This is a genomic window from Synechococcus sp. MIT S1220, assembly GCF_047303025.1.
Lineage (GTDB): Bacteria > Cyanobacteriota > Cyanobacteriia > PCC-6307 > Cyanobiaceae > Parasynechococcus.
In genome coordinates, this window is record NZ_CP138939.1 from 577524 (window position 1) to 598167 (window position 20644).

Genomic DNA, 20644 nt, shown 5'->3' on the forward strand with positions numbered 1-20644 from the left:
AGCTTTGTGCAATCAGAAGCGATATCGGAGGTTGCTGTAAAGGCCATTGCCCAGCATCCAGTCGTTCCAGATGCCGGGCGAGTCATCGGTTTTGAAGCTGTCGACCCAGCCGAGTTCAACCACCCAGCGCCCATTGCGGTAGCGACCGATCAGTCCGCCTGATCCAACGGTGTCTCGAAAGACGGTCCGGTTCACTTCGGTATGGACGCCGCCCATGCCGATGAATGGCACAAGCGAGAGGCTCTGGTTGTTGTTTTCCCAGAGGTTCCAAACCAGTTCGCCGCTCGTCAGCCAGCCGCTGTCTCCACTGACGAGACTGCCGGGGAAGCCCCGCAGGCCGGTGTCGCTCCCGAGGACGAAACCCATGCTGCCGGGCAGAGGGTTGAAGGCCACTTGCCCGGCAGCGCGGAGATTCAGTGTTGTGTTGGTTGCCAATGGCCACGAGATGTCGGCCAGCCCACCGATCGCGCGCGCAGTACCAACGTCGATGCCAAGCCTGTTGAGATTGCTGAGATGGTCGTTTGGGGTGACGCCCGCCAGTCCTTGCATGGCGTAGAGATTGGCTGACCAGAAGCCTCGTCCCGTGATGCCACTCAGGCTTGTCGACAGTTTCAGGTAGCCGGTGCGTGTCCATGGATCCCATCGTCCATCGGTTTCGATGAAGTCGGAGCCGCCAGCGATGAGGGGGATCTGGGGGCGGCCTCCAGATTCGAAGCTGTCTGTTCGGTTTGCTGAAATCCCCGCCGCAGCGCTCCAACTGAAGGACTGACTGCTCTTGAGGGTGGTGTCCAGTTGCAGCAATCCCTGCAGTGTGCGAAAGCTGAAGTTGTAGGCCGGCTTGCGAAATTCAACGAAGCGTCTGTAGCTGTAGCCGAGGGAACCGGTCAGGGACCAGTCGCGGCTCAAGGGCCAGCTGTAGGTGGAGGTGATCACACCAGTGCCGAGTTCCAGCTGGCCGTCAGCGTCGAGCTCAAGAAACAGCAGGCCGGTATCTCCCTGACGGAGCAGATCGTTTTTCAGCAGTGTTGTGGTTGCACGCCATTCACCACTGCCTGCGTTGCCGCTGTTGCTCAGTTCGAGATCTCCCTGGAGGGGGGATTGCGGTGCAGGGGTAACCCGCAAGCTGATCACAGCCTTGGTGGGATCACTGCCAAGACGTCCCATGTTTCCCTTGATCGACCCAACGCCGTTGCGTCGCACCTCGAGCAGGGCTTCTTCCAGGCTCGGTAGGTGCAGCACTTCCCCGACAAGAGGGTTGAGTTGCTGTTCCACCCGTGATTGCAACGCCGCGTCGTCGCTGCTGATCCGCAATTCGCTGATGGTTCCCAGCACCAGCTCGAGGGCGCCCGGCGGGGGAGTCTTCACCACATACACGCGGCTGTTGATGTAACCGTCCTGGATTAGACGCGCCGTCAGAGCAGAGGCACAGGCATTCAGTGTGCTGACCGGTGATGGTCGTTCACAGCCAGAGAGGATCAGATCCAGATCTTCAGCTGAAAAAGGTATGGTCCCCTGGATGGGAGGGCGCCAGCCGGGCATCGGTTGTGTGTTCTCCGCGCCATCCCGATCGATTGCGTCGTCGCTGGGCGCTTTAGGAGGTGCGGGCTCAGGGATCAACACAGGCGTCTGATCATCCGATCGACGACGCTGCTCCGCAGGTTTGTTGGGCAGGCGAACAGGACCGGGCTGGAGGGGTGGTTCAACCAGCTGGGCCAGGAACAACACGTTTGCATCACTCTGTCGTGATGATTCTCAGTGAATTCAGCTGGAAAACCAGCCCTGTAGTTAGCCAGTATTGGAAAAGACGAAAAATTTCTCAAAATAAGACTCAAAAGTCTTATTGCTCCATTGTGTCTCGGCACTACGATTTTGTTGGATCTTCTCCTAAGTAAGCGTGTCTGCGGCTGTGTCCAGGCCTGGCGTTGTTGCTCTTGTATGGGCAACGACATTGTTTGGTTTCGGCCTGATCGTGCCGTTGGACGCAAGCGCTGATGTTCGCGCAACGAATGGACGCAAAGGGCTGGGCACCTTGGTGAATGGCAAGCGGGGTGGCCGTTGCCGCTCTGGTGTGTGCCGCGTCAGTGGTGGTACAAAATCAGGCCGCAATCAATTTCATCGGTTCGGCCGTTTTGATACACGTGGCAAGATTCGCTCGGTCAAATTTGATGTTGGCAATTCCAAGAATGTGATCGTTGGCGTGACATCGCCCCGCGGTACATTTATTAATAAGATGATCAAAATGTCATCGAAAGCCAACCTCTTTTGGTTGTCTCCCGGTGGTATTCATTTGGGCCGTGGTGCAGGTTTTGTCAATATTCCCCGGCTGAATCTCAGTACGGCACGAATGCTTCGGCTGGGCGATGGTGTGTTTGATGCCTTCAATAGTTCAGCGGTTCAGTTGAAGCAATTCGGGGATGATCCAAGGCCTGGTGCGGATGGATTTCAGGGCGCCGTTCAGGGATCAATTCAGCGGGACGGTGGCTCAATTCCTGGAATTCAACTGGACGGAATTGAGATCAGTATCGATCAGGAGCTGCTGCTGGATGCTCCTGGGGGCCGTGTGGATGTGCGCAACAGCAGCCTGTCGGTGAGCTCTGTCGAGGGAAACGCTGGCCGGATGACGCTCAGCGGAGACGCCATTGATGTGGATGGCCGATCGCAGTTGTTGGCGCGAGGTCGCGAAGGTGGCGGGCTGATTCAGATCGGTGGCAGCTGGCAGAACAGTGATGCGTCTGTGCGTCAGGCGACGACGACCAGTGTGGCGGCGGGTGCCTTGATCGATGCGTCGGCAACACTGCGTGGTGATGGCGGCGAGATTGTGGTTTGGAGTGATATTTCTGCTGTCGATTCCATCACGGATGTAGCTGGTACGTTCTTTGCAAAAGGGGGGCGAGAAGGGGGTGATGGTGGCCGAATTGAGACCTCAGGGGCGACATTGTTGCTCGCTCCGAACCTGAAGATTGATGCGTCGGCGTTGAATGGAGACGCTGGTTTGTGGCTACAAGATCCTTTTAATTATGACATCACTTCTGCCCCGGCGGGTACGATCTCGAGTAGCTTAGATAGTGGGACGAATGTCACGATTAGTACTGCGGTTCAGAATTCTTCGCTTGGTTCGTCAACTGACAGCGGTGATCCAGGGAATATCACACTGGCTTCGCCTATCAGCAAGACAACTGGCCCTCCAGTGACATTGACGTTTGAGGCGGATAATGATGTTGTTCTCAATGCAGCGATTTCTTCGACGGGTAGCGCTTTGAATGTGGTGGCCAAGGCTGCGGGTCAAATTATTCTTGATCAAGAGAAATCGATTGAAACGAATGGTGGCGATATTGTGCTTTGGTCGAATACAGGCAATAAACAGTCTGGATCGGGTCAGCACTTCATTCGTTTGAATCCAGGGTCCTCGTTGACTTCGGAGGGTGGCAAGATTGTTTTGGCAGGAGGGCTTGATACGAACTCTGATGGTTATCCCGATGGATACGCGTATGTCGGTGATGTTGTCCGGTCAGCAGGATCGGTCTTTGCTGGAGACCCGCTGCAGTCCGGTGTCAGTTTGGGCAGCGTGCGTGATCAAACGGGTGCACGCATCACGATCAATTCCGGTGGCGGTGATGTGATTATCAGCGGACGTTCGGGTGTGGCCAGCACCCAAGCCGATGGTTTTGGCTCGCAGCGGGCTGTGGTGATTGATGCGGGTTCAGGGTCAATTCAGATCGAAGGTGATCAGGTTGCCGCAGGTGGTGGCGTTGGCTTGCGCTTTGGCAATCTTGATTACTACCCAGACGTGGCAATTACGAGCGGGAGTACGTCCACGCCTGCAATTCAAATTGTTGGTACGTCGGTGAATAATCGTGGCGTCTGGTTGGGTGATGGTACCGGTGATTCTTCACCAGCAGGAACAGTTTTATTGCAGAGCACTGCCAACAGCGGCGGTGGGATCACGTTGGAGGGTTCATCATCACAAACGTCAGGAGATACACCTGGCATTGCTCTCTCGGGCACAGACACGAATGGCTTCCAGGAGTATCAATTTATATCGAACGGAGGAGAGATTCTCCTGGTGAGCAAGCGGGATACAGCGAATTCGAAGATATCGGTTCGATCAGAGACGTTTTTAGGTCGCCGTAAAAATGCGACTGCCGTTCAAGGAGTGACTCCGATTGAAGGGGCATCTTCTGTTAACACAACTTTTCAAGCCGATCGCAAGATTTCGTTCAAGAAGCATGTGGAGGGTGTTGGCTCAATCGTTATCAAGCCTTTTACGGCGGGGAAGAGTATTGGATTGGGAACCAGTTCTGGGGCCGATTTGGAAATTGAAGGCCTTACAGAGATTGATAATACACACTCACTCTTAACGATTGGTGATGCAAACACCAATGGAATTGCATCGACTTCGCCGATTTCTTTGACTGCTCCGACGATTTTTATATCGGGCTCAGATGCGCTTAGTTTTACTGGAAATTTGACGTCGACGAAAAATTTAACGCTTGATGTTGCGGGCAATTCGTCGGTCGGTGTTTTGAATCTTGGTACAGGATCGTTGACTAAGGAAGGTGCTGGAATTCTCAATCTCACGGCGACGAATTCTTACTCAGGAGCCACAAATATCAATACTGGAACGTTGCAATTGTCGAACACAGGAGCTCTCGGCACCACAAGTGCATTGAATTTTGATGGCGGTACGCTCCGCTTTTCAGCAGCGGCTTCAATCCCTTCGGGAACTGCTTTTGTTCTAAACAGCGGTGGTGGTGTCTTTGAGGTTGATCCTGGTCTTGCGATCAATGTCAGTCGTGCCATCAGTGGCTCCGGTGCGCTGACCAAGACAGGCTCCGGAACGCTCACGCTTTCTGGGATCAACACGTATTCAGGTCCAACCGCTGTCAGTGCCGGCACGTTGACGGTGACGGGTGAGGCGCCTGCGACGGCGACCTGTGCGTCCGGTGCCAGCTCCAATATTTGCCCAACACCAGCTCCGGCTCCGTCGCCAGATCCGGCACCGACTCCCGATCCCTCTCCCACGCCGGATCCGACGCCCACACCGAAACCAGCGCCTGCACAGCCTGGCGCTGGGCTACCCAATGCTCCAAAACCCGGAAGTCCACAACAGCCTGGTACACCCAAACCCGGTACTCCTCAACCAGGCGCATCAGTCCCCACAACACCCAAACCAACTCCTGCAAAGCCTGGGCCAGGGCAACCCGTTGCTCCAAAACCAACGCAACCTTCAGGGCCTAAGCCAGTACAAAGTGATGACAACAACGGTGGTGTCGTAGAAGGTGGTGTCGGAGAAGGTGGCGGCGGCGGCAAGGGTGGCAAAGGAGATAAAAACGATGACAAACCCTCCGGAGCAAAAGGCGGCAAGGGCAGCAAAGGCGACAAAGGAGATAAAGACCTCGACAAACCCTCAGGCGGTGAAGGCGGACAAGGCGATCAGGGAAATCAAGGCGATCCGGCCAACGACAAGTCCGGACAAGGCGATAAACCCGAGCAAGGGGATAAACCGGAGCAACCCGCAGATCTTGGCGATGGCCCTGTGCAAGGACCAGACGGCAACAAGCCATCAACCATCACGGATGTTCCACAACAGCCTGGCGGTCAACAACAGCCTGGCGGTCCACAAAAGACTGGTGGACCACAACAGCCTGATGGTCCACAACAGCCTGGTGTACCCAAACCAGCTCCGGCACAGCCCGGCGCATCACTCCCCCCCCCACCGAAACCAGCGCCTGCATCAACGGATGAGCGATTCCTTCGCGATTTCAAGGATGTGGAAGAGGCCATGGTTTTGGTGGAAACCGCAGCCAACACCAACCCGCTCAACGCGCAGGCCGGCAACGCACAGCTGCCGTCTCGCCCCGCGCCATCGACTTCGCCCCCGCCGTCTCGCCCCGCACCATCGGCTTCGCCCCCGCCGTCTCGCCCCACGGCATCGGCTACCCCTTCGGATGGATTGCAAGATTCCACCCGATCTGATGCTCCAGCGCCGGTATCGATCGCTCCTTCGAATCTGGAAGGGCCCGGTTTGAAGGTGAATCTTTCCCTGAATGATTCTTTTCAGGTTGTTGAGCCTTCCACTCCCCCTGTTTCAGGCGGTACTCAAACGGATTCGCCCCGCGCAGCCACGACTGTTCGAGCCAATACCAATCAACTTGAATCAAACAATTCTGAGAACACTTCATCGGATCTGACCGGCGGGCCAGCGACTGAAGTGGAATCAGACAAGTCCGAGAACACTTCAGCGGATCTGGCCGGTGACACACCCGCTGAGGCGGAATCTTCCGGTGATGCTGTTGTGAAGTCAGGCCCATCGTCAACGATCGCGGTTAAACAAGTTGATTCTGCGCAGGCGCGCGAGAACGTCGATCGCAGTGATGCTGTTGCCACTCAAAGGGCTGTACGTTCTTTAAATCTTCCTGCCTCTGCGCTTCAGAAGCAGTTGTCGACGGCTGATGTTGTGAAAGGCCTGCAACAACTCAAACAGCAGATTCAAAATTTCAGAGGTCGATGAACGGATGTTGTCTTCCTCGTTGACGTCTGTACTGCGCTGCTCTGCACTCTGTTGCTGCATCAGTTGTGGTGTGTTGCTGCACGACCTGTCATTTGGGCTCGGGGCTTCGCTGGCACAAGTTCAGACAACAACTCCTCTGAAGCAGTCCGCTTTGCGGGAGCCGGTTTTCAACCGAAGCGCTTACAACCCTGCGGTGCTGCATGTGCGCTTCACAGAAGCAGTGGACCGCACATTGGATTCCGCAGCAGATGCATTTCTCGATCTCACGCTGATACCCGCATCAGGCAAGGTTGAAGGTCTTCGGGTTGAACTGTCCAAGTCAGTTTTTCTGCAGAAATTGCGTGGTCTCTATCGGCAGCTCTCGCGCCAGGAATCCCTGCAGGTGGATGATCCGTCGTCGCCTTCGCGTCAGTTGCATGCGCTGCTGATTGAGGGGATCACGCCGATTCTTGAACGGGAAAAAATCACAACCATCCTCCTTGCCGCCGATCGAGGGCTGCAGGCTGTTCCGTTTGCGGCGCTCAGTGACGGGCAACGCTTTTTTGGTGATCGTTACGCCTTTGCGATTACGCCATCCCTTGCATTGACGGAATTCAATGCGGCGAACAATCCCGATCAACGCTTGCTGGCCTTTGGCGCATCGGAATTCCAGGGTTTGTCGGATCTTCCCTTGGTGCCACAAGAACTGAACCGTATTTCCGCTGCGGCTGGGAAAGATCAGTTCCTCAATCGAGAGTTCACCGCTTCCGCTCTGATTGAGAAGGCCGGTTTGTCGCGGTATGACCAGCTGCATGTGGCCACCCATGCTGAGTTCAAACCGGGTGGCCCTCAGGCGTCCCAGCTCCATTCCGGTGCCGGCCCGATTTCGATGAGTGAGTTGGCGTCCTTGCGTCAGAAACGCCAGGGGATTCCCTTGGATCTCGTCGTGTTCAGTGCCTGTCGTACGGCGCTTGGTGATGCAGAGGCGGAACTCGGTTTCAGTGGTTTGGCCTTGCAGGCCGGCGCGCGCAGCGCGATCGGCACGCTCTGGTATGTGGACGACGTCGCGACATCGGCGTACTTCGTGCAGATGTATCGCTTTCTTGCCGATGGCATCCCCAAAGCAGAAGCGATGCAGATGACACGACAGGCCTTCGTTCGAGGTTTGGTGCGACTGGATGGAAATCAGGTGCTGGGGGTGGGTGATGTTGCCCTTTTGAGTGATCTCAACCCGCTGCAGCAGCGCCGTGCGGCCGCTGGATTTAGCAACCCCTTCTTCTGGGGTGGCATTGAGCTCATGGGTGCCCCGTGGTGAAGCGCTGCCAGCTGAACTGACGCATCCGAGCACTGTGGCTGGCCTGATCGGTGTCTCCCAGAATTGAGTCCGTCAGGAGCTGGGCTGTGATTGCCGCCAAGAGCACACCATTGCGGTGATGCCCTGTGGCCAGCCAGACCCCTGGAACGGGACTCGATCCGAGGACTGGTGCCTCATCCGGCGTGCAGGGCCGGAATCCCCACCAACGCTCCATCGGGGGCCAGGTCGCTGCCTGGGGAAGCAGCGCTTGCAGACCTGCCTGCAATTCTTTTTGTCCATCGGGAGTCAGCCCCTCTTCAAATACGGCGTCCCGTTCACTGGTGGCTCCCACCACCACCAGACCGTCCTCTCTTGGAACCAGATAGGTTCCGGGGCCAAAGATCACGCGCTTTAGAGCGGTGCGTGGTGCTTGCAGGGAGAGCATCTGTCCCTTCACTGGGAACACGGGCAAAGCATCGAGAAGTTGCTGGCTCCAGGCGCCGCAGCAGAGAACGGCCTCTTTTGTGGCGAGCTGCTGTTCTTCTCCAATGGCATTGCGCAGGAGGATCCCGGTCAGAGCTCCGCTTCGGTCCTGCTCGAGCTTCAGCACCTCTGTGCCTTCCATGAACTGGACGCCAAGCGAGGTGCAGGCCCGCTCAAGCGCCCGCATCAATTGGCGGCGATTGTCGATCTGTCCGTCTTGCTCGAACAGCAGCCCTGCCCTCCAGGCTGAGCCGATACCTGGTACCTCCCGTTCCAGCCGTGAGCGATCCAGTGCTTCTCCAAAGTCTGCTGTGGGGTAGCGGTCGCGTTCGTCCTCGCCATGAAACGGCACCACAATTCCGCAGGCCCGCAACCCACAGGCGAGACCACCATCCAGCTCGATCTGAGCAACCCAGCGGGGTACAAGATCAAGGCTGGCTTGCCCGAGCTGCAGCAATGCTCCCGTGAGGCCTTCCGCATGGGGGGCGAGCATGCCTGCTGCCACGAAGCCAGCTGCTTCGCTGCGCCGCCGGCTGATTACTTGAACAGTTTTGCCCCGTCGTGCCAATTGATGGGCGATCGCCAGACCCATCAGGCCACCACCGAGGATGCGTAGTGGCGGTCTGGTCGCGATCGTCATCAACAGGACTTGGATTCAACAGCAGCTAACAGGCGTTTGAGCAGGGTCGCGGCATCAGAGATGCTGCTGGGTCCGTGGCGCAGTTGGTCGCAGATGGACTCGAGAGCAGGGGCATTGCTCTCGGCACAGGCGCTGATTGCACTCAGCAGAAGGGAGGTCCAGCGGTTGCTGCTGCGGCAGCGTTCCAGGCTCAGTTCCAGGATGGCTGCGGTGAGCTCGCTGTCAAACAGCACCGCCTGAAGCAGCGCATCGCGGGAGATGCGCAGCAGTTCTGCAGGTGTGTCGATGACGCGCACGCGCGCCGTGTGATGTCCATCCCCGAACAGGGCCATTTCACCCAGGAGATCCCCGGCTTTCACCACGGCCACAGTGCGCATTGGTGCTGCGGATTGATTCACTTCCACCGCCAAACGTCCTTGATTGACGAGGAGTAGGGATTCGGCAACGGCACCCTGTTCAATCACCACTTCATCCAGACCGGGACGCAAGATTTCAGGCTGAATTTGGTCCATATGAACGTTGAGCAGCAGTCGCAGGCCGCTGCGCATCACTTCCAGTTGCGGCAAGGATGCACCCACGAACCCTCCTGCGACTGCTTCCATGCTGATCGTGCCGGGCGCCGATGTTCAGGATGTGGAGATCTGCTTCATGCCAGCTCACCTCATCGGATGGCGATTGTTTGGATCCGCCCCTCGATGGAGGCTTGCTTCCCCTGTTGATTCCATAGGATTCCTTGATCTGATTGATCGCCTGGGCCCATGGCCGACGCAGCAACCCTACCGGCCTGGGAGGCCGTGATCGGCCTGGAAACCCACGTGCAGCTGGGGACCGACAGCAAGATTTTTACGGCTGCGTCAACGACGTTCGGGGATGACCCCAACACCCATATCGATCCAGTGGTGTGTGGTTTACCCGGCACGTTGCCAGTGCTGAACCAGAAAGTGCTCGAATATGCCGTGAAGGCAGCGATGGCGCTGAATCTGAACATCGCTGAGCACAGCAAATTCGATCGCAAGCAGTATTTCTATCCCGATCTTCCGAAGAATTACCAGATCTCCCAGTACGACGAGCCGATCGCGGAGGAGGGCTGGATCGAAGTTGAAGTGGCTGAGAAGGGGAAGGACACCTATCTGAAGACGATCGGCATTGAACGTCTTCATATGGAAGAGGATGCCGGCAAGCTTGTTCATGCCGGTAGTGATCGTCTGGCCGGTTCCACCCATTCACTGGTGGATTACAACCGTGCCGGTGTTGCACTGGCGGAAATTGTCAGCAAGCCGGATCTGCGCACCGGCCGGGAGGCTGCGGAGTATGCCTCCGAGATCCGCAGGATCATGCGTTATTTGGGGGTGTCGGATGGAAACATGCAGGAGGGCTCACTGCGCTGCGACGTGAACATCTCCGTGCGCCGCGGTCCGGATTCGCCCTTCGGTACGAAGGTTGAAATCAAGAACATGAACTCGTTCTCTGCGATCCAAAAGGCTTGCGAGTACGAGATCAAGCGTCAGGTGAAGGCGATTGAGGCTGGCGAAACGATCGTGCAGGAAACCCGTCTTTGGGATGAGGGCAAACAGCTCACCAAGAGCATGCGCAGCAAGGAAGGGGCCAGCGACTATCGCTATTTCCCTGATCCTGATCTCGGCCCGATCGAAGTGAGTGCGGATCAACGGGAGGCCTGGCGCGAGCAACTGCCTGAGCTGCCGGCCGCGAAGCGTCATCGTTATGCGGATCAATTGGGGCTCTCTCCGTACGACGCCCGGGTGCTCACCGATGAGCGTCCGATGGCGGATTTCTTCGAGGCCGCTGTGGTCGCTGGAGCTGACGCCAAGCTTTCAGCGAACTGGATCACCGGTGATATCGCCGCCTATGTGAACAGCAAACGATTGAGTTATGCAGATCTGCCGTTTCGCCCGGAGCAGCTGGCCGAGATGGTGCAGCTGATCGATGGGGGTAAGATCAGCGGCAAAATTGCCAAGGATATTCTTCCTGATTTGCTGGAGAAAGGTGGTTCTCCCAAAGCAATCGTCGACGAACGCGGATTGGGAATGATCAGTGATCCAGCTGCAATCACCGACATTGTGGAAGAGCTCCTGGCAGCTCATCCCGCAGAAGTGGAGGCCTTCCGGGGCGGCAAGACCAAGCTGCAGGGATTCTTTGTGGGTCAGCTGATGAAGAAAACGGGGGGCAAGGCTGATCCGAAGCTGGCGAATCAGATTTTGAGCAAGAAGCTGAAGGGGTAATTTCTGGAGGTCAATATCAAACAATTCAAATCAACGAAATTTATATTATTTTTCAATCACTAATATTTATAAGCATAAAAACCGCCGAAATCCCCTACTAAAGGGTGAGAATTATAATAGCAACGAAAATTTATTTCACCTCATATTGTATTGCCAAAAAGTTGCAAGATCAAGAAGGGTATTTACTGATCTTGTCTATTGTTTATCAGCATGGAGGTCCACAATTATATGTACCTAACGTACAGGTTATAGTTGCTGTTTCTGGGATAGTTTGAAAACCGCAGGGCATTTTTGTAGCGCCGCCCCTGATATTCTCAAGGCTAAACGATTTGAGATCCTTGGGAGAAATTTTTAAAGCTTTTGCAAAATTATTGAAACTAAATCGCCGTGCACCTCCCGAAATGGCCTGTAATTCTTGATCATCCAATTCACTTTCTTTGAATTGGTAAAATTCACTATTTAAATCATCCAATGTAATTTCGAACCCATCTGATTTTGCAACATCAATAATATCTTGCTGGGTTTTTGAGTTTTTTATGGCATCTGATAGGCTTTCACTAGACATTAATTTAGAGAGGAATGCTTCGTAGTCAGAATTAGTGGACATAGAATCAATAATTTAATATAGATAGTTTAGTTGCTAGCCGAATAGAACGAAGACTTTTTAGAATAAATTAATAATCAATTTTATATTATGTCATGCCTTTTTTGAATTGCGGATGCTCTTAATGCTTTGAGTTGCTTTTCTGGGTCAATAAACCGGCTGACATTAGATTTAAGCTTATATTATTTTGATTGGCTACATCTAATAGGGCTATACAAATACCACTTATTCCTGTCATGAAACCTGGAAGTTGAAGTGAATGATTTTTTGTACCGTAGCAAGTGAAAAAGTTGTTGTTTGATTTGTACTTCTCAAGAGTCGCGTTGACTAAGATATGACTATTCTCTACTAAACTTTTTTGTAAAGTCGAGTATGAAGAGGGCAACCACTCATCTCTTGAGAGTGTATTTAAGATAGTGACTGTACCCATTGACCCACAACAGAGATGATGATTATCTAATTGCTTATTCTGCGAGGTCGCTTGCAAGGCTAGATGCATCTCCGTTTCATATTTTTGGTTCCATAAATTTGTTTCTCGTAAGCATGCTCGAGATAGTGCAACTCCAGGGGCTCCATGACACCAGTTCATTGAATAATCAAAGGGAGCAACTTGAGTTAATCTTAGATCTGGCCAGTTCAATTTTGAGAGATTAAAATATTTTGATTCCCAATCTATTCCTGCTTTTGCTGAATCTAAATATTTTTGGCTGTTGCAGTATTGTCCAAGTTTTGCTAACGCAGCGGAAATTCCAGAACTCCCATGTGAAAAACCAATTAGAGATTTTTTACCCATTGATGATGGTAGGGTCCAACTACCATCTTTATTTTGTGATTCAGCTAACTTCAGTCCAGCTTGGTCTAATAGAGATTCTTTGTGATTATTGTCAATCTGAATTATTGATCCGACAAGACCACTCACCCCACCAATAATATCCAACATGCAGTCGCCCTGGATTATTTCTACACTCAAACATGAAACAAGATCGTAAATCAGTTCATCGATATCTATTTGATTTGACGAATAACCAATTTCTTTTAATGTTAGTAAGGATTGCATGATTCCACCGCATCCGGTTAATCCAAGTGGATTTTCATACCACCATCGCGTGCAGTTAAATGAATTTTCTGCGATCTTTTGAAGTGGTTTTAGTATTTTATCGATAAGAACATTGTGTTCACCATTATTATTAACCAATGCTGCTAATATTGATATGCCTATTGAGCCACTATATAATGACAGTCCTATAGGACCAAAACTAAAGTGTTTTTCGTCTGGACCAAACACGAGTCCAAGCCACTCAGGGTTCTCTTGACAACTGCCAATCATCATTTCTTGCAGAAAAATTAATTGGTCTTTACTTATTTGAATCAGTTTTTCACTATCAATTGCTGATTTATGTTCTACATTTTTATCTGTAGATGTACTTTTTAAATCTATTCTGGCTTTGGCACAGCCTTTAATAATCATTATTTGAAAATCTATAATTTTTTGATCGAGATTATTGAGTCTTCTCTTACAGGCATTGATTCCATCGTCTTCAACAAAAGAGTTTATATTTTGGTTGATCATTTTTAATTTTAGATCTTTAAAGCCGACTTTGTGCTCAAAGTATGGGATGTCTAGATTATGTAAATGCTCACTTTCTTCATGGAAGATAGGCCAATTCTTTGGTTTGTCTTCATATACTAAAAATGATCTCGATAATTTTTCAACAATTAACCCTTGGTATAAAAATGATGACAACGCGGCCGGTTGAATCATTTCATTGAAGATGCTTTTATAGATATATGTATCTCTCAGAACAATTCTTCTAGTTGCCTGACTGAAGGAATCAATGACTCCATTTTTTTGAGTTAATTTTGCTTTTATTGCTTGAATATTAATTAATTGTTGCTGAAATCCTGACACAAATTCATCTAGATACTCACTAAATGGATTCTTTTCCCCATAACTTACGGGTAAGCTCGTTGCAATTTCTGCAGTACGCTCAATTGTTTTATACGTCATTGCATCAGTATTAATATTCCCTAATCCTATTGTGCTCAATGTTTTATTGACAGGCGGTGATATTCCAAAAGCACTTACGTCAATTGGTATCCTTTCTTTCCCAATATAATGCCAATTAGGAAGTAGCCCTGTACGCACTACCGATTCATCATAATTTTGTCGAAATTGAGTATTAATAATCTGTTCTCTGTTCCTATTAGGAGCGTATTTGATCGAATAACCTTCGTTAGCAAGTTCTGGCTCTAATAATGTTTCGCAATCAATTAATATCAAATCTTTTTCGGTCGCAATTAAGTTTTCATGGTGACAATCTGTGCAGCCTAGTATGTACAAAATTGCCGTAATCCTGCCCGCATTACGATAAAAATATTTTAATTGATTCTTGTCAGAGCAAACTTTATGCTCAATATACTCGGCATATCCATATGTACCCATATTTAAAACCCTCAGGTGCATGATTTTATAATTGGAAAAGTTATTACATTGCTGTATAAACTTGTTGTAACTCTCATCTATTGCCAGTGATCTAGGCTTGTAGACTAGTTTTTTGGCGCCTTTTTTTGTTTTTAATTTTAGAATTGCGACTGTCTTTCCCCCATTATGTAAATCTCCTTGATTAAGAATAATGTCTTCAACTGTGAATGTGCTGCTCGCATAATTAAAGGATCTAGATATAAATTCTTGGTCATTGCTCAATCTTGATATAATTTCAAGAGAATATTTGAGCGATAAATCTACGGTCCGTGTTATATGTTGCTCTAAAACTGGAAAAATCTTAAAAAATTGCCGAAGTCGATCCTCTTTTAATTCATTGACAAAATTTTTATAAAATTCATTTGGTATTTTTTGGGAGGAGTTTTTGCAAAGCACGCTTGCCGTTAACAGTTGACCGGCTGTCCTTTTAGAAATAAACTCTTCGTACAGTGCATGAATTGATATTTCTGAAAGTTTTGTGCAGAGTGCGGCTCCTAAAGAGGTATATACTTTAGGGCTTAGATTAATATTAACTTCCGTTTTTTTAAGGTGTTTTCGGACTTCATTGGTATAATATTCTGATAGTGGCTCCCAAATATCCACGAAAGGAATATTTTCATCTCCAAAGGTCGATTTTTGGTTTTTTCTAATATTGTTGGCTCTGTAAATTTTATCAAATGGTATTTCTTTGATTCTCTCCCCTTTTCTATCTTTACAATGCGATTCTGCGTAAAATTCTCTTTTGGACTGAAGATTGTCAATAGTTTCTTTGATATTGCATTCATTGATTTGATCCCACTTAAGCCTTTTTTCTAAATTATGCGAATCAATGGGAGCGCTCGCTGCTTCCCATGCATCACCAAGTCCTGGAATTAAATAATTTAATTTCTTGGTATCTATTGTAGTATAGTCTTTGTTAAATGTGCTTCCTGATCTAAGTAGACGCTGAAAATTGGTGAATAACTTTTGGTCTTTTCCCTTTATTGGGCTATTTTCATTTGTAGATGGCTGCGTCTTCTTGTGCGCCACAAGTTTACGAGTGCTTCTAAATATGTATTTTAGCTACTTGGCTTTGAATTGCAATATCTGATCAATTTTATTGGCTTAATACGCTAATAAGCCATATTTTTTGTGTTGATATTCAGCAATATGTCGGTGCCTATTCTGTGATGCCTTCGTGGAGAATATTCATTTGACTCTACGTGGCTTGCTATACTTGTTCTAGAGAAAAGACTAGTTGAAAGATTTTCCATCACTCTACGGGTGAGAATCTAATTAAATTGATTAAAAATTAAGATATTTGCTTTGTCTCCTTTCGTATTGGATTAATTGGTAATTCAAGCTGATGCATTTTCGAACATTGATATTGATGCTGTCCGGGGTTTTGTTTATATGGCTGCTTCCTGCAATTCCAATGATCTGTTGGATCTTGCAGCAGGCTTTCATTAAGGTTTTTTTGATTCTGGCTTGATGAAAAATTGTCAGTATTTGAAATGTGATGCCCGTAGCTAACGAATGAGCGAACGATGGCGGATTACTTTGAGGCCGCTGTTGGTGCCGGTGCCGACGCTAAGCTTTCAGCGAACTGGATCACTGGTGATATCGCTGCCTATGTGAACAGCTACCGGTCGAGCTATGCCGATTTGCCGTTTCGGCCTGAGCAGCTGGTGGAGATGGTGCCGCTGATCAATGGGGGGAAGATCAGCGGCAAAATTGCCAAGGACATCCTTCCGGAATTGCAGGAGGAGGGTGGTTCCCCGAAGGCGATCGTCGATGAGCGCGGCTTGGGAATGATCAGTGATCCAGCTGCGATCACTGCCATTGTGGAGGAGCTGTTGGCGGCCCATCCTGCTGAAGTGGAGGCCTTCCGAGGCGGCAAGAGAAAACTGCAGGGCTTCTTTGTGGGGCAGCTGATGAAAAAGACCGGCGGCAAGGCTGACTCGAAGCTGGCGAATAAGATTTTGAGCAAGAAGCTGAAGGGTTAACTGAGACTGATAATGATGCGGTGGCTTGATTATATTAATATAGAGTTTTACGCAAAATATTTAAATTCAAAAGATCGTTGACCAGTGAATTCTGAATCTTATGATTGCCTTTGAACTTAAATACTATCGTTCGTTTTGTTAGAAGCGGTTGAGGAGTAGCCACTGATTGTTTACTTTTTTTCGAGCGTACCATGCGTAGAATAGGTTCGCTGCGGTCTGTTCTTTATACTCATTATGTCTGAATTTTTCATTGCAAGTCCTTGAATTAAAAAATGCCGAGTGTGCAATAAAAGAGAGAACTAACAGCGGGTGTCGCACTTAGAAACATTCTTTATGGCAAAATAACGCCAACGCTCTATATTAGAAGAAAAGGATATTTTATGTCTATTCATTGTCGAGGCTGCGAGTATTGCATCCGGAGTTTCATGGAACAATGATTGGCCTTTACCAACTTTTGCTTGTTTGGATAGTTGGGTAACTTTATCGACCCAGTCACCCGTCGGGGTGAGCCAATGGAGTTCATTTATACTCAACTGCCTGATGGATTGCCTTGAGGTGGTAAGCAAATCTGTAAGACCGCTGATCAACTCAAAGTTGAATTCTGCTTTTTTGCTTTGCTTCTCTAAGATTTTCTCTACTTCCTTCTAATAGCTTCTTCGAATACCCAGTCCATAGTGTTATGAGCTTCCCTTACTTGAAGTACTCGGCGATTGTGCCTCTGAGCTCAAGAATATTGCAGGCTCTCTATCATTAATTAGTTTGACATTGTTGGAGCGGATACTGTACCCCTTCGTATCTAGATGCACTCCGGCAGTCGTTTGAAACGCACCAGAGAGCTATGCGATGGTGATGCCTACAACTCCTTGAGGCAGTATGAACCATCATTGCCCAGGCCGCACCAGGCACAATGATTGACAGAGTTTCTCTGGATTGGCGATTGGATCGAGTGAGTTTTTATTATACAACTTCCCATAATCTGATATTTTTTAAGTATAATCAAAAACTGATTCGATATTAAATATTTAAAATAAAAATTTTATTACTCTTCTACATGCTATAAATTTCCTTTGTTTTCTGAATATTCGCTATGGATGTTTTTACAATAATTTGGCCAGTGATCCTCGGTCTGCTTGTAGTTTAGCCCGCCAGGTTTAACCTGATAAGCAAAGTTTTTTTCATTGATCACCGAAAAGGCATTCTTTTCACTTCTAAAAAGATCTAAACACCCTTCGATGATACAAGTCCTCTCGACATTTGTTACGCTACCAGAAAAATTTTTAATTGTTCTGTCAAAGATTCCTGGTCCGAAAACTTCATTGGTAAATAGCGCAATTGTGATTTTTCTGGATTTATAGTCAATATTTTTAAGCTGATTCCGCATTATTTTAAATATTGAGCAATCTGGAGTTGAAACGAAAAAACAGCTGCTAAATATCGGTAAGAAAGAACAGCAGAAAAAAGCACTCTTTTTTAAAGATATAGCCTTTGTGAGTATTTGTTTTGCGGTATCTTTTGGATACATGTCAGCGTCGATATAGACACAAGGATGTTTACTAGTGAAGGCCAATCTAAAAACATCAGACTCAGAACAATAGTGAGGTGCTGTCTTAAAAGCTTTTTCAAATTCTGGTGCATTTTTTATAATCCAATTACCTGCTTCTTGTTTGGACCATAGTTTGATGGGCCTAAGACCACATTGAACTAATACATAATTCCAAGATTTCGTTATTTCCTGCACGTCAGAAGGAATGACCTCTTGGCTCCAATATTGAATAGGTTGATATCTTTGGATTTCAATGCTTGTTTCAAGCGCTATCTCCTCACATTGCAAAGATAATTGACTATCATTCAATTTTGATTCGATCCAAGCTTTAAAGAAAAGATTGCTTTTATCTATAAAATTTCTTCCATGTGAAATCATTTTCTTTAACTCGATAAGTGTATTCTTATCTATGTAATCATCCAAATTTTGTATGCCTTGATTACACACTTGAATTGCTTTTTCGAGGTCTTCCTTGAGTATGTAATCTTCTACTGCACGTATATATGCTTGAGTGAAAGAGCAATCTTGCTTGATTAATTGTAAAGTTACATCGAGAGACAAATTTATCTTGCCTTGACTTCTATATGCATCACTCAAGGCGAACAAAACCCAATTTTTGCAAGCAAGTTCCATGAATTAAGGGATGATTTGATCAACTTTTAAAGGATAAAGAACTAAAATATTTCGAGTATACGTGTTTATATTGAAAATAATTATTTTGTATATCCCATGGATTTGGTAAAAAACAAAATTTCTGATTCTTCTTCAGGCAATTATGATTTTCGACTTGGGCGACACAGGCATATAGCTATTATTTACCACGTAGTTCCAGGAAAACAACCCATTTTGTTAATATCAAAAGCTTTCCCTTGTAATCTGGCATTCATCACTCTTGCCATTCGGGCTATCATTGTTTTCCGTGGGCTGATTTTTAAATTTTTAGCAAGACCAAACCCACCTGCAACTAAAGAAAGCTCTTCATCATCTAATTCATTTGATGTTGCATCATCCTTAAAGTCAGGATCTTCTTCCAGAAGATTATCCACGGTAAATTCAAATCCCTCAGATGCCCCAAGTTCGACTAAATATGCCGCACTATTTTCTTGCTTATTTGCATCTACAACTTTAGTCATTAGCTCCTCATCGTTTTGTACTTTCTCGATAAACGCCGATAACTCTGATAGAGACATAATAAGTTTTGAAGTGAAATGGATTGCACAAAGTGCACAATAGTATTATATTAGCCATGAACATAGATCAACATCCAGACTCTTAATGATCTCCCTATAATTGCATGAATTAATGTAAATCTGGTCCTGTTTCGCTCGTCATTTTAAATTAATTGTGATTAAAAGTCTTTTATCTTTATTGTATGCAAATGATGGCGAAAGAGACAAGTCACATTTAATTAAATTCGAATACTTTTTTAAAATCCTATTTAAGTAAGGATGCAATTCATGAGTAGGTGATTCAAGCTTGTCTACTGGGAAAATTTTGATCTCTGAACTTGAAACGCGGACTAATTCTAAGAATGATTTTTCGTGATATGAGTAACTTAAAGCATTAGTATCTTCACTTATTCCTCCACTTTCTTTCGAAGAGTACGTAAATAAATAGTTTGATGTAAAGACTGAATCAAAAGAGTTGTTATTCAGATTAAGTTTTGGGTAGGAGTCAAATAGATAATTTACTCTATTCATTTTGTAGTCGCTAATAAATTCTGCATGATGGTTAGACGCATGCAAAAATGTCTTCTCAATTTCGAGTCTGTTATCTGGATATTCGTTTAAAATTTTTTGTTTTAGTATCTGTTGATCATAGTAAACTTTAGACATTAATTCTCGAATATTATGTTTGTACAAAGGATCAAGCCCCTTAATATTGATTCCGAGTCTGTTTAAATATGCTACCAATGTACTTGCTCCACTCGAGCAATCAAGAATTGAGTTGTTAATATAATTTACCGGAACCAAGTTTAGCTGCTTTGCGATTTGCTCGCCACATCGACTAAATAAGTGGATAGATTTCACGATTTTGAACAATCTAAGTAAAGTTAATATCGTATTTGACTCCATTATGATCCTTGATTATTCTGTTAATTCTTTGGTCAGGGTTTATATTCATATCGACCATAAAATCTTTTAGAAATCGGTCAGGTGTATACATTTCAGAATCACAGTGCGTTATGTGAATGACTAAAGAATCTCTATTTTGATTGATTATGTTCTGATTTGTTGAATTTAATGCACCATGGAAAACACTTCCATCAAAAAAAATTACGTCACCTGCTCTCATCGGAAAGAAATATTTTGTTTTGTGATTTTTATTTGCATATCGCTTGAAAAGCCGAGAGTGATATAAATCAGATCGCAATTTAAGATCATTGATATTATAATTGTTGCTTTTTTTCATAAACAAGTGATCTTCTGGTCCTATAAGTTTTGCAAGTGGATCAAAAGGAAATTTATGACTTTCCTCAATTATAAAAAATGGTCCTTGTCGATACGATATATCTTGTAAAGCTATCCAAATACCTAGCATTTTGGTGGGTTGTACAAAGTAAAAGGCAGTGTCACGGTGCATAGTATATCCAGTGCTTCTTTTAAAATGATTCATATTAAAAACAGACCATGAGATATCCATTAAATAGTTGATTATAGAAATCATTATTTCAGTGAATAAAATATCTAAAATACTGAGGTCTCTTAGATGTGGTTTTGCAAAATAAAGAGTTTCAATTTTGAACTCCTGGAGTGAGCGAATCGATTGAATTTTGGCTTTGTAATCTCGAATTAAAGATTCGTTAATAAGGTTTTCTTTGAATATCCATCCCTTAGAGTCGAATTTTTGTTTTATTTTTATAAAATCCAATTTCAGAACTAC

At 47.1% G+C, this 20644-nt stretch carries 13 protein-coding genes and 1 pseudogene; 5 read left to right on the forward strand and 9 right to left on the reverse strand.

Going from position 1 to position 20644, the window contains the following annotated elements:
• Window positions 1-12 precede the first annotated feature (12 nt).
• Window positions 13-1725 (reverse strand): ShlB/FhaC/HecB family hemolysin secretion/activation protein, encoded by a 1713-nt coding sequence (locus SIB64_RS02855; protein WP_413441817.1) that lies wholly within the window; start codon window positions 1723-1725, stop codon window positions 13-15.
• Window positions 1726-1894: 169 nt separating this feature from the next.
• Here SIB64_RS02855 and SIB64_RS02860 point away from each other — a divergent pair, with 169 nt between their 5' ends.
• Window positions 1895-6511, forward strand: coding sequence for an autotransporter-associated beta strand repeat-containing protein (locus tag SIB64_RS02860; RefSeq protein WP_413441818.1), 4617 nt, complete (start codon window positions 1895-1897; stop codon window positions 6509-6511).
• A gap of 19 nt (window positions 6512-6530) precedes the next feature.
• A complete protein-coding gene (locus SIB64_RS02865) occupies window positions 6531-7805 on the forward strand; it encodes a CHAT domain-containing protein (RefSeq protein WP_413441819.1) in 1275 nt (424 codons plus the stop codon).
• On the opposite strand, the gene thiO is transcribed toward SIB64_RS02865, so the two are convergent.
• Window positions 7786-8907, reverse strand: a complete 1122-nt coding sequence (gene thiO, locus SIB64_RS02870; protein ID WP_413441820.1) for a glycine oxidase ThiO — start codon at window positions 8905-8907, stop codon at window positions 7786-7788. The two genes, SIB64_RS02865 and thiO, sit on opposite strands and share 20 nt — an antisense overlap.
• Window positions 8907-9509 carry a cyclic nucleotide-binding domain-containing protein gene (locus tag SIB64_RS02875; protein ID WP_413441821.1) on the reverse strand — a complete coding sequence of 201 codons (603 nt, stop codon included), beginning with the start codon at window positions 9507-9509 and terminating at the stop codon, window positions 8907-8909. The genes thiO and SIB64_RS02875 overlap by 1 nt, the downstream gene beginning before the upstream one ends.
• Here SIB64_RS02875 and SIB64_RS02880 point away from each other — a divergent pair.
• Entirely contained in the window at window positions 9508-9705 is a 198-nt protein-coding gene (locus tag SIB64_RS02880) for a hypothetical protein (protein WP_413441822.1), read from the forward strand. The genes SIB64_RS02875 and SIB64_RS02880 overlap by 2 nt on opposite strands.
• Complete coding sequence (gene gatB, locus SIB64_RS02885; protein WP_413441823.1) at window positions 9666-11147, forward strand: Asp-tRNA(Asn)/Glu-tRNA(Gln) amidotransferase subunit GatB; 1482 nt, start codon at window positions 9666-9668, stop codon at window positions 11145-11147. The genes SIB64_RS02880 and gatB overlap by 40 nt, the downstream gene beginning before the upstream one ends.
• Window positions 11148-11352: 205 nt before the next feature.
• Here the strand turns inward: gatB and SIB64_RS02890 are convergent, their stop codons facing one another.
• Together SIB64_RS02890 and lanM are read right to left on the reverse strand one after the other, a co-directional pair.
• Complete coding sequence (locus SIB64_RS02890; protein ID WP_413441824.1) at window positions 11353-11754, reverse strand: Nif11-like leader peptide family RiPP precursor; 402 nt, start codon at window positions 11752-11754, stop codon at window positions 11353-11355.
• Window positions 11755-11872: 118 nt separating this feature from the next.
• The gene (gene lanM, locus SIB64_RS02895; RefSeq protein WP_413441825.1) at window positions 11873-15262 is read right to left on the reverse strand and encodes a type 2 lanthipeptide synthetase LanM; all 3390 of its coding nucleotides are present in this window, start codon (window positions 15260-15262) and stop codon (window positions 11873-11875) included.
• A 479-nt stretch (window positions 15263-15741) separates the two neighbouring features.
• Here lanM and SIB64_RS02900 point away from each other — a divergent pair.
• Window positions 15742-16218 (forward strand): annotated as a pseudogene (locus SIB64_RS02900) (Asp-tRNA(Asn)/Glu-tRNA(Gln) amidotransferase GatCAB subunit B); the annotation flags it as partial.
• Window positions 16219-17272: 1054 nt separating this feature from the next.
• On the opposite strand, the gene SIB64_RS02905 reads toward SIB64_RS02900, so the two are convergent.
• From SIB64_RS02905 to SIB64_RS02920, 4 genes are all read right to left on the reverse strand, one after another.
• Window positions 17273-18394 (reverse strand): glycosyltransferase, encoded by a 1122-nt coding sequence (locus SIB64_RS02905; protein WP_413441826.1) that lies wholly within the window; start codon window positions 18392-18394, stop codon window positions 17273-17275.
• A 182-nt stretch (window positions 18395-18576) separates the two neighbouring features.
• A complete protein-coding gene (locus tag SIB64_RS02910; protein ID WP_413441827.1) occupies window positions 18577-18951 on the reverse strand; it encodes a Nif11-like leader peptide family RiPP precursor in 375 nt (124 codons plus the stop codon).
• A 138-nt stretch (window positions 18952-19089) separates the two neighbouring features.
• Complete coding sequence (locus SIB64_RS02915) at window positions 19090-19791, reverse strand: hypothetical protein (RefSeq protein ID WP_413441828.1); 702 nt, start codon at window positions 19789-19791, stop codon at window positions 19090-19092.
• 13 nt (window positions 19792-19804) lie between these two features.
• The gene (locus SIB64_RS02920) at window positions 19805-20632 is read right to left on the reverse strand and encodes a phytanoyl-CoA dioxygenase family protein (protein ID WP_413441829.1); all 828 of its coding nucleotides are present in this window, start codon (window positions 20630-20632) and stop codon (window positions 19805-19807) included.
• Between the last annotated feature and the right edge of the window lie 12 nt (window positions 20633-20644).

What these genes read in the sequence shown, in the direction of transcription:
- SIB64_RS02890 (WP_413441824.1), bottom strand. Translation starts at nt 11,754, where the DNA reads ATGTCCACTAATTCTGACTACGAAGCATTCCTCTCTAAATTAATGTCT.
- SIB64_RS02905 (WP_413441826.1), bottom strand. Translation starts at nt 18,394, where the DNA reads ATGGAACTTGCTTGCAAAAATTGGGTTTTGTTCGCCTTGAGTGATGCA.
- thiO (WP_413441820.1), bottom strand. Translation starts at nt 8,907, where the DNA reads ATGACGATCGCGACCAGACCGCCACTACGCATCCTCGGTGGTGGCCTG.
- SIB64_RS02875 (WP_413441821.1), bottom strand. Translation starts at nt 9,509, where the DNA reads ATGGAAGCAGTCGCAGGAGGGTTCGTGGGTGCATCCTTGCCGCAACTG.
- SIB64_RS02880 (WP_413441822.1), top strand. Translation starts at nt 9,508, where the DNA reads ATGCTGATCGTGCCGGGCGCCGATGTTCAGGATGTGGAGATCTGCTTC.
- gatB (WP_413441823.1), top strand. Translation starts at nt 9,666, where the DNA reads ATGGCCGACGCAGCAACCCTACCGGCCTGGGAGGCCGTGATCGGCCTG.
- SIB64_RS02910 (WP_413441827.1), bottom strand. Translation starts at nt 18,951, where the DNA reads ATGTCTCTATCAGAGTTATCGGCGTTTATCGAGAAAGTACAAAACGAT.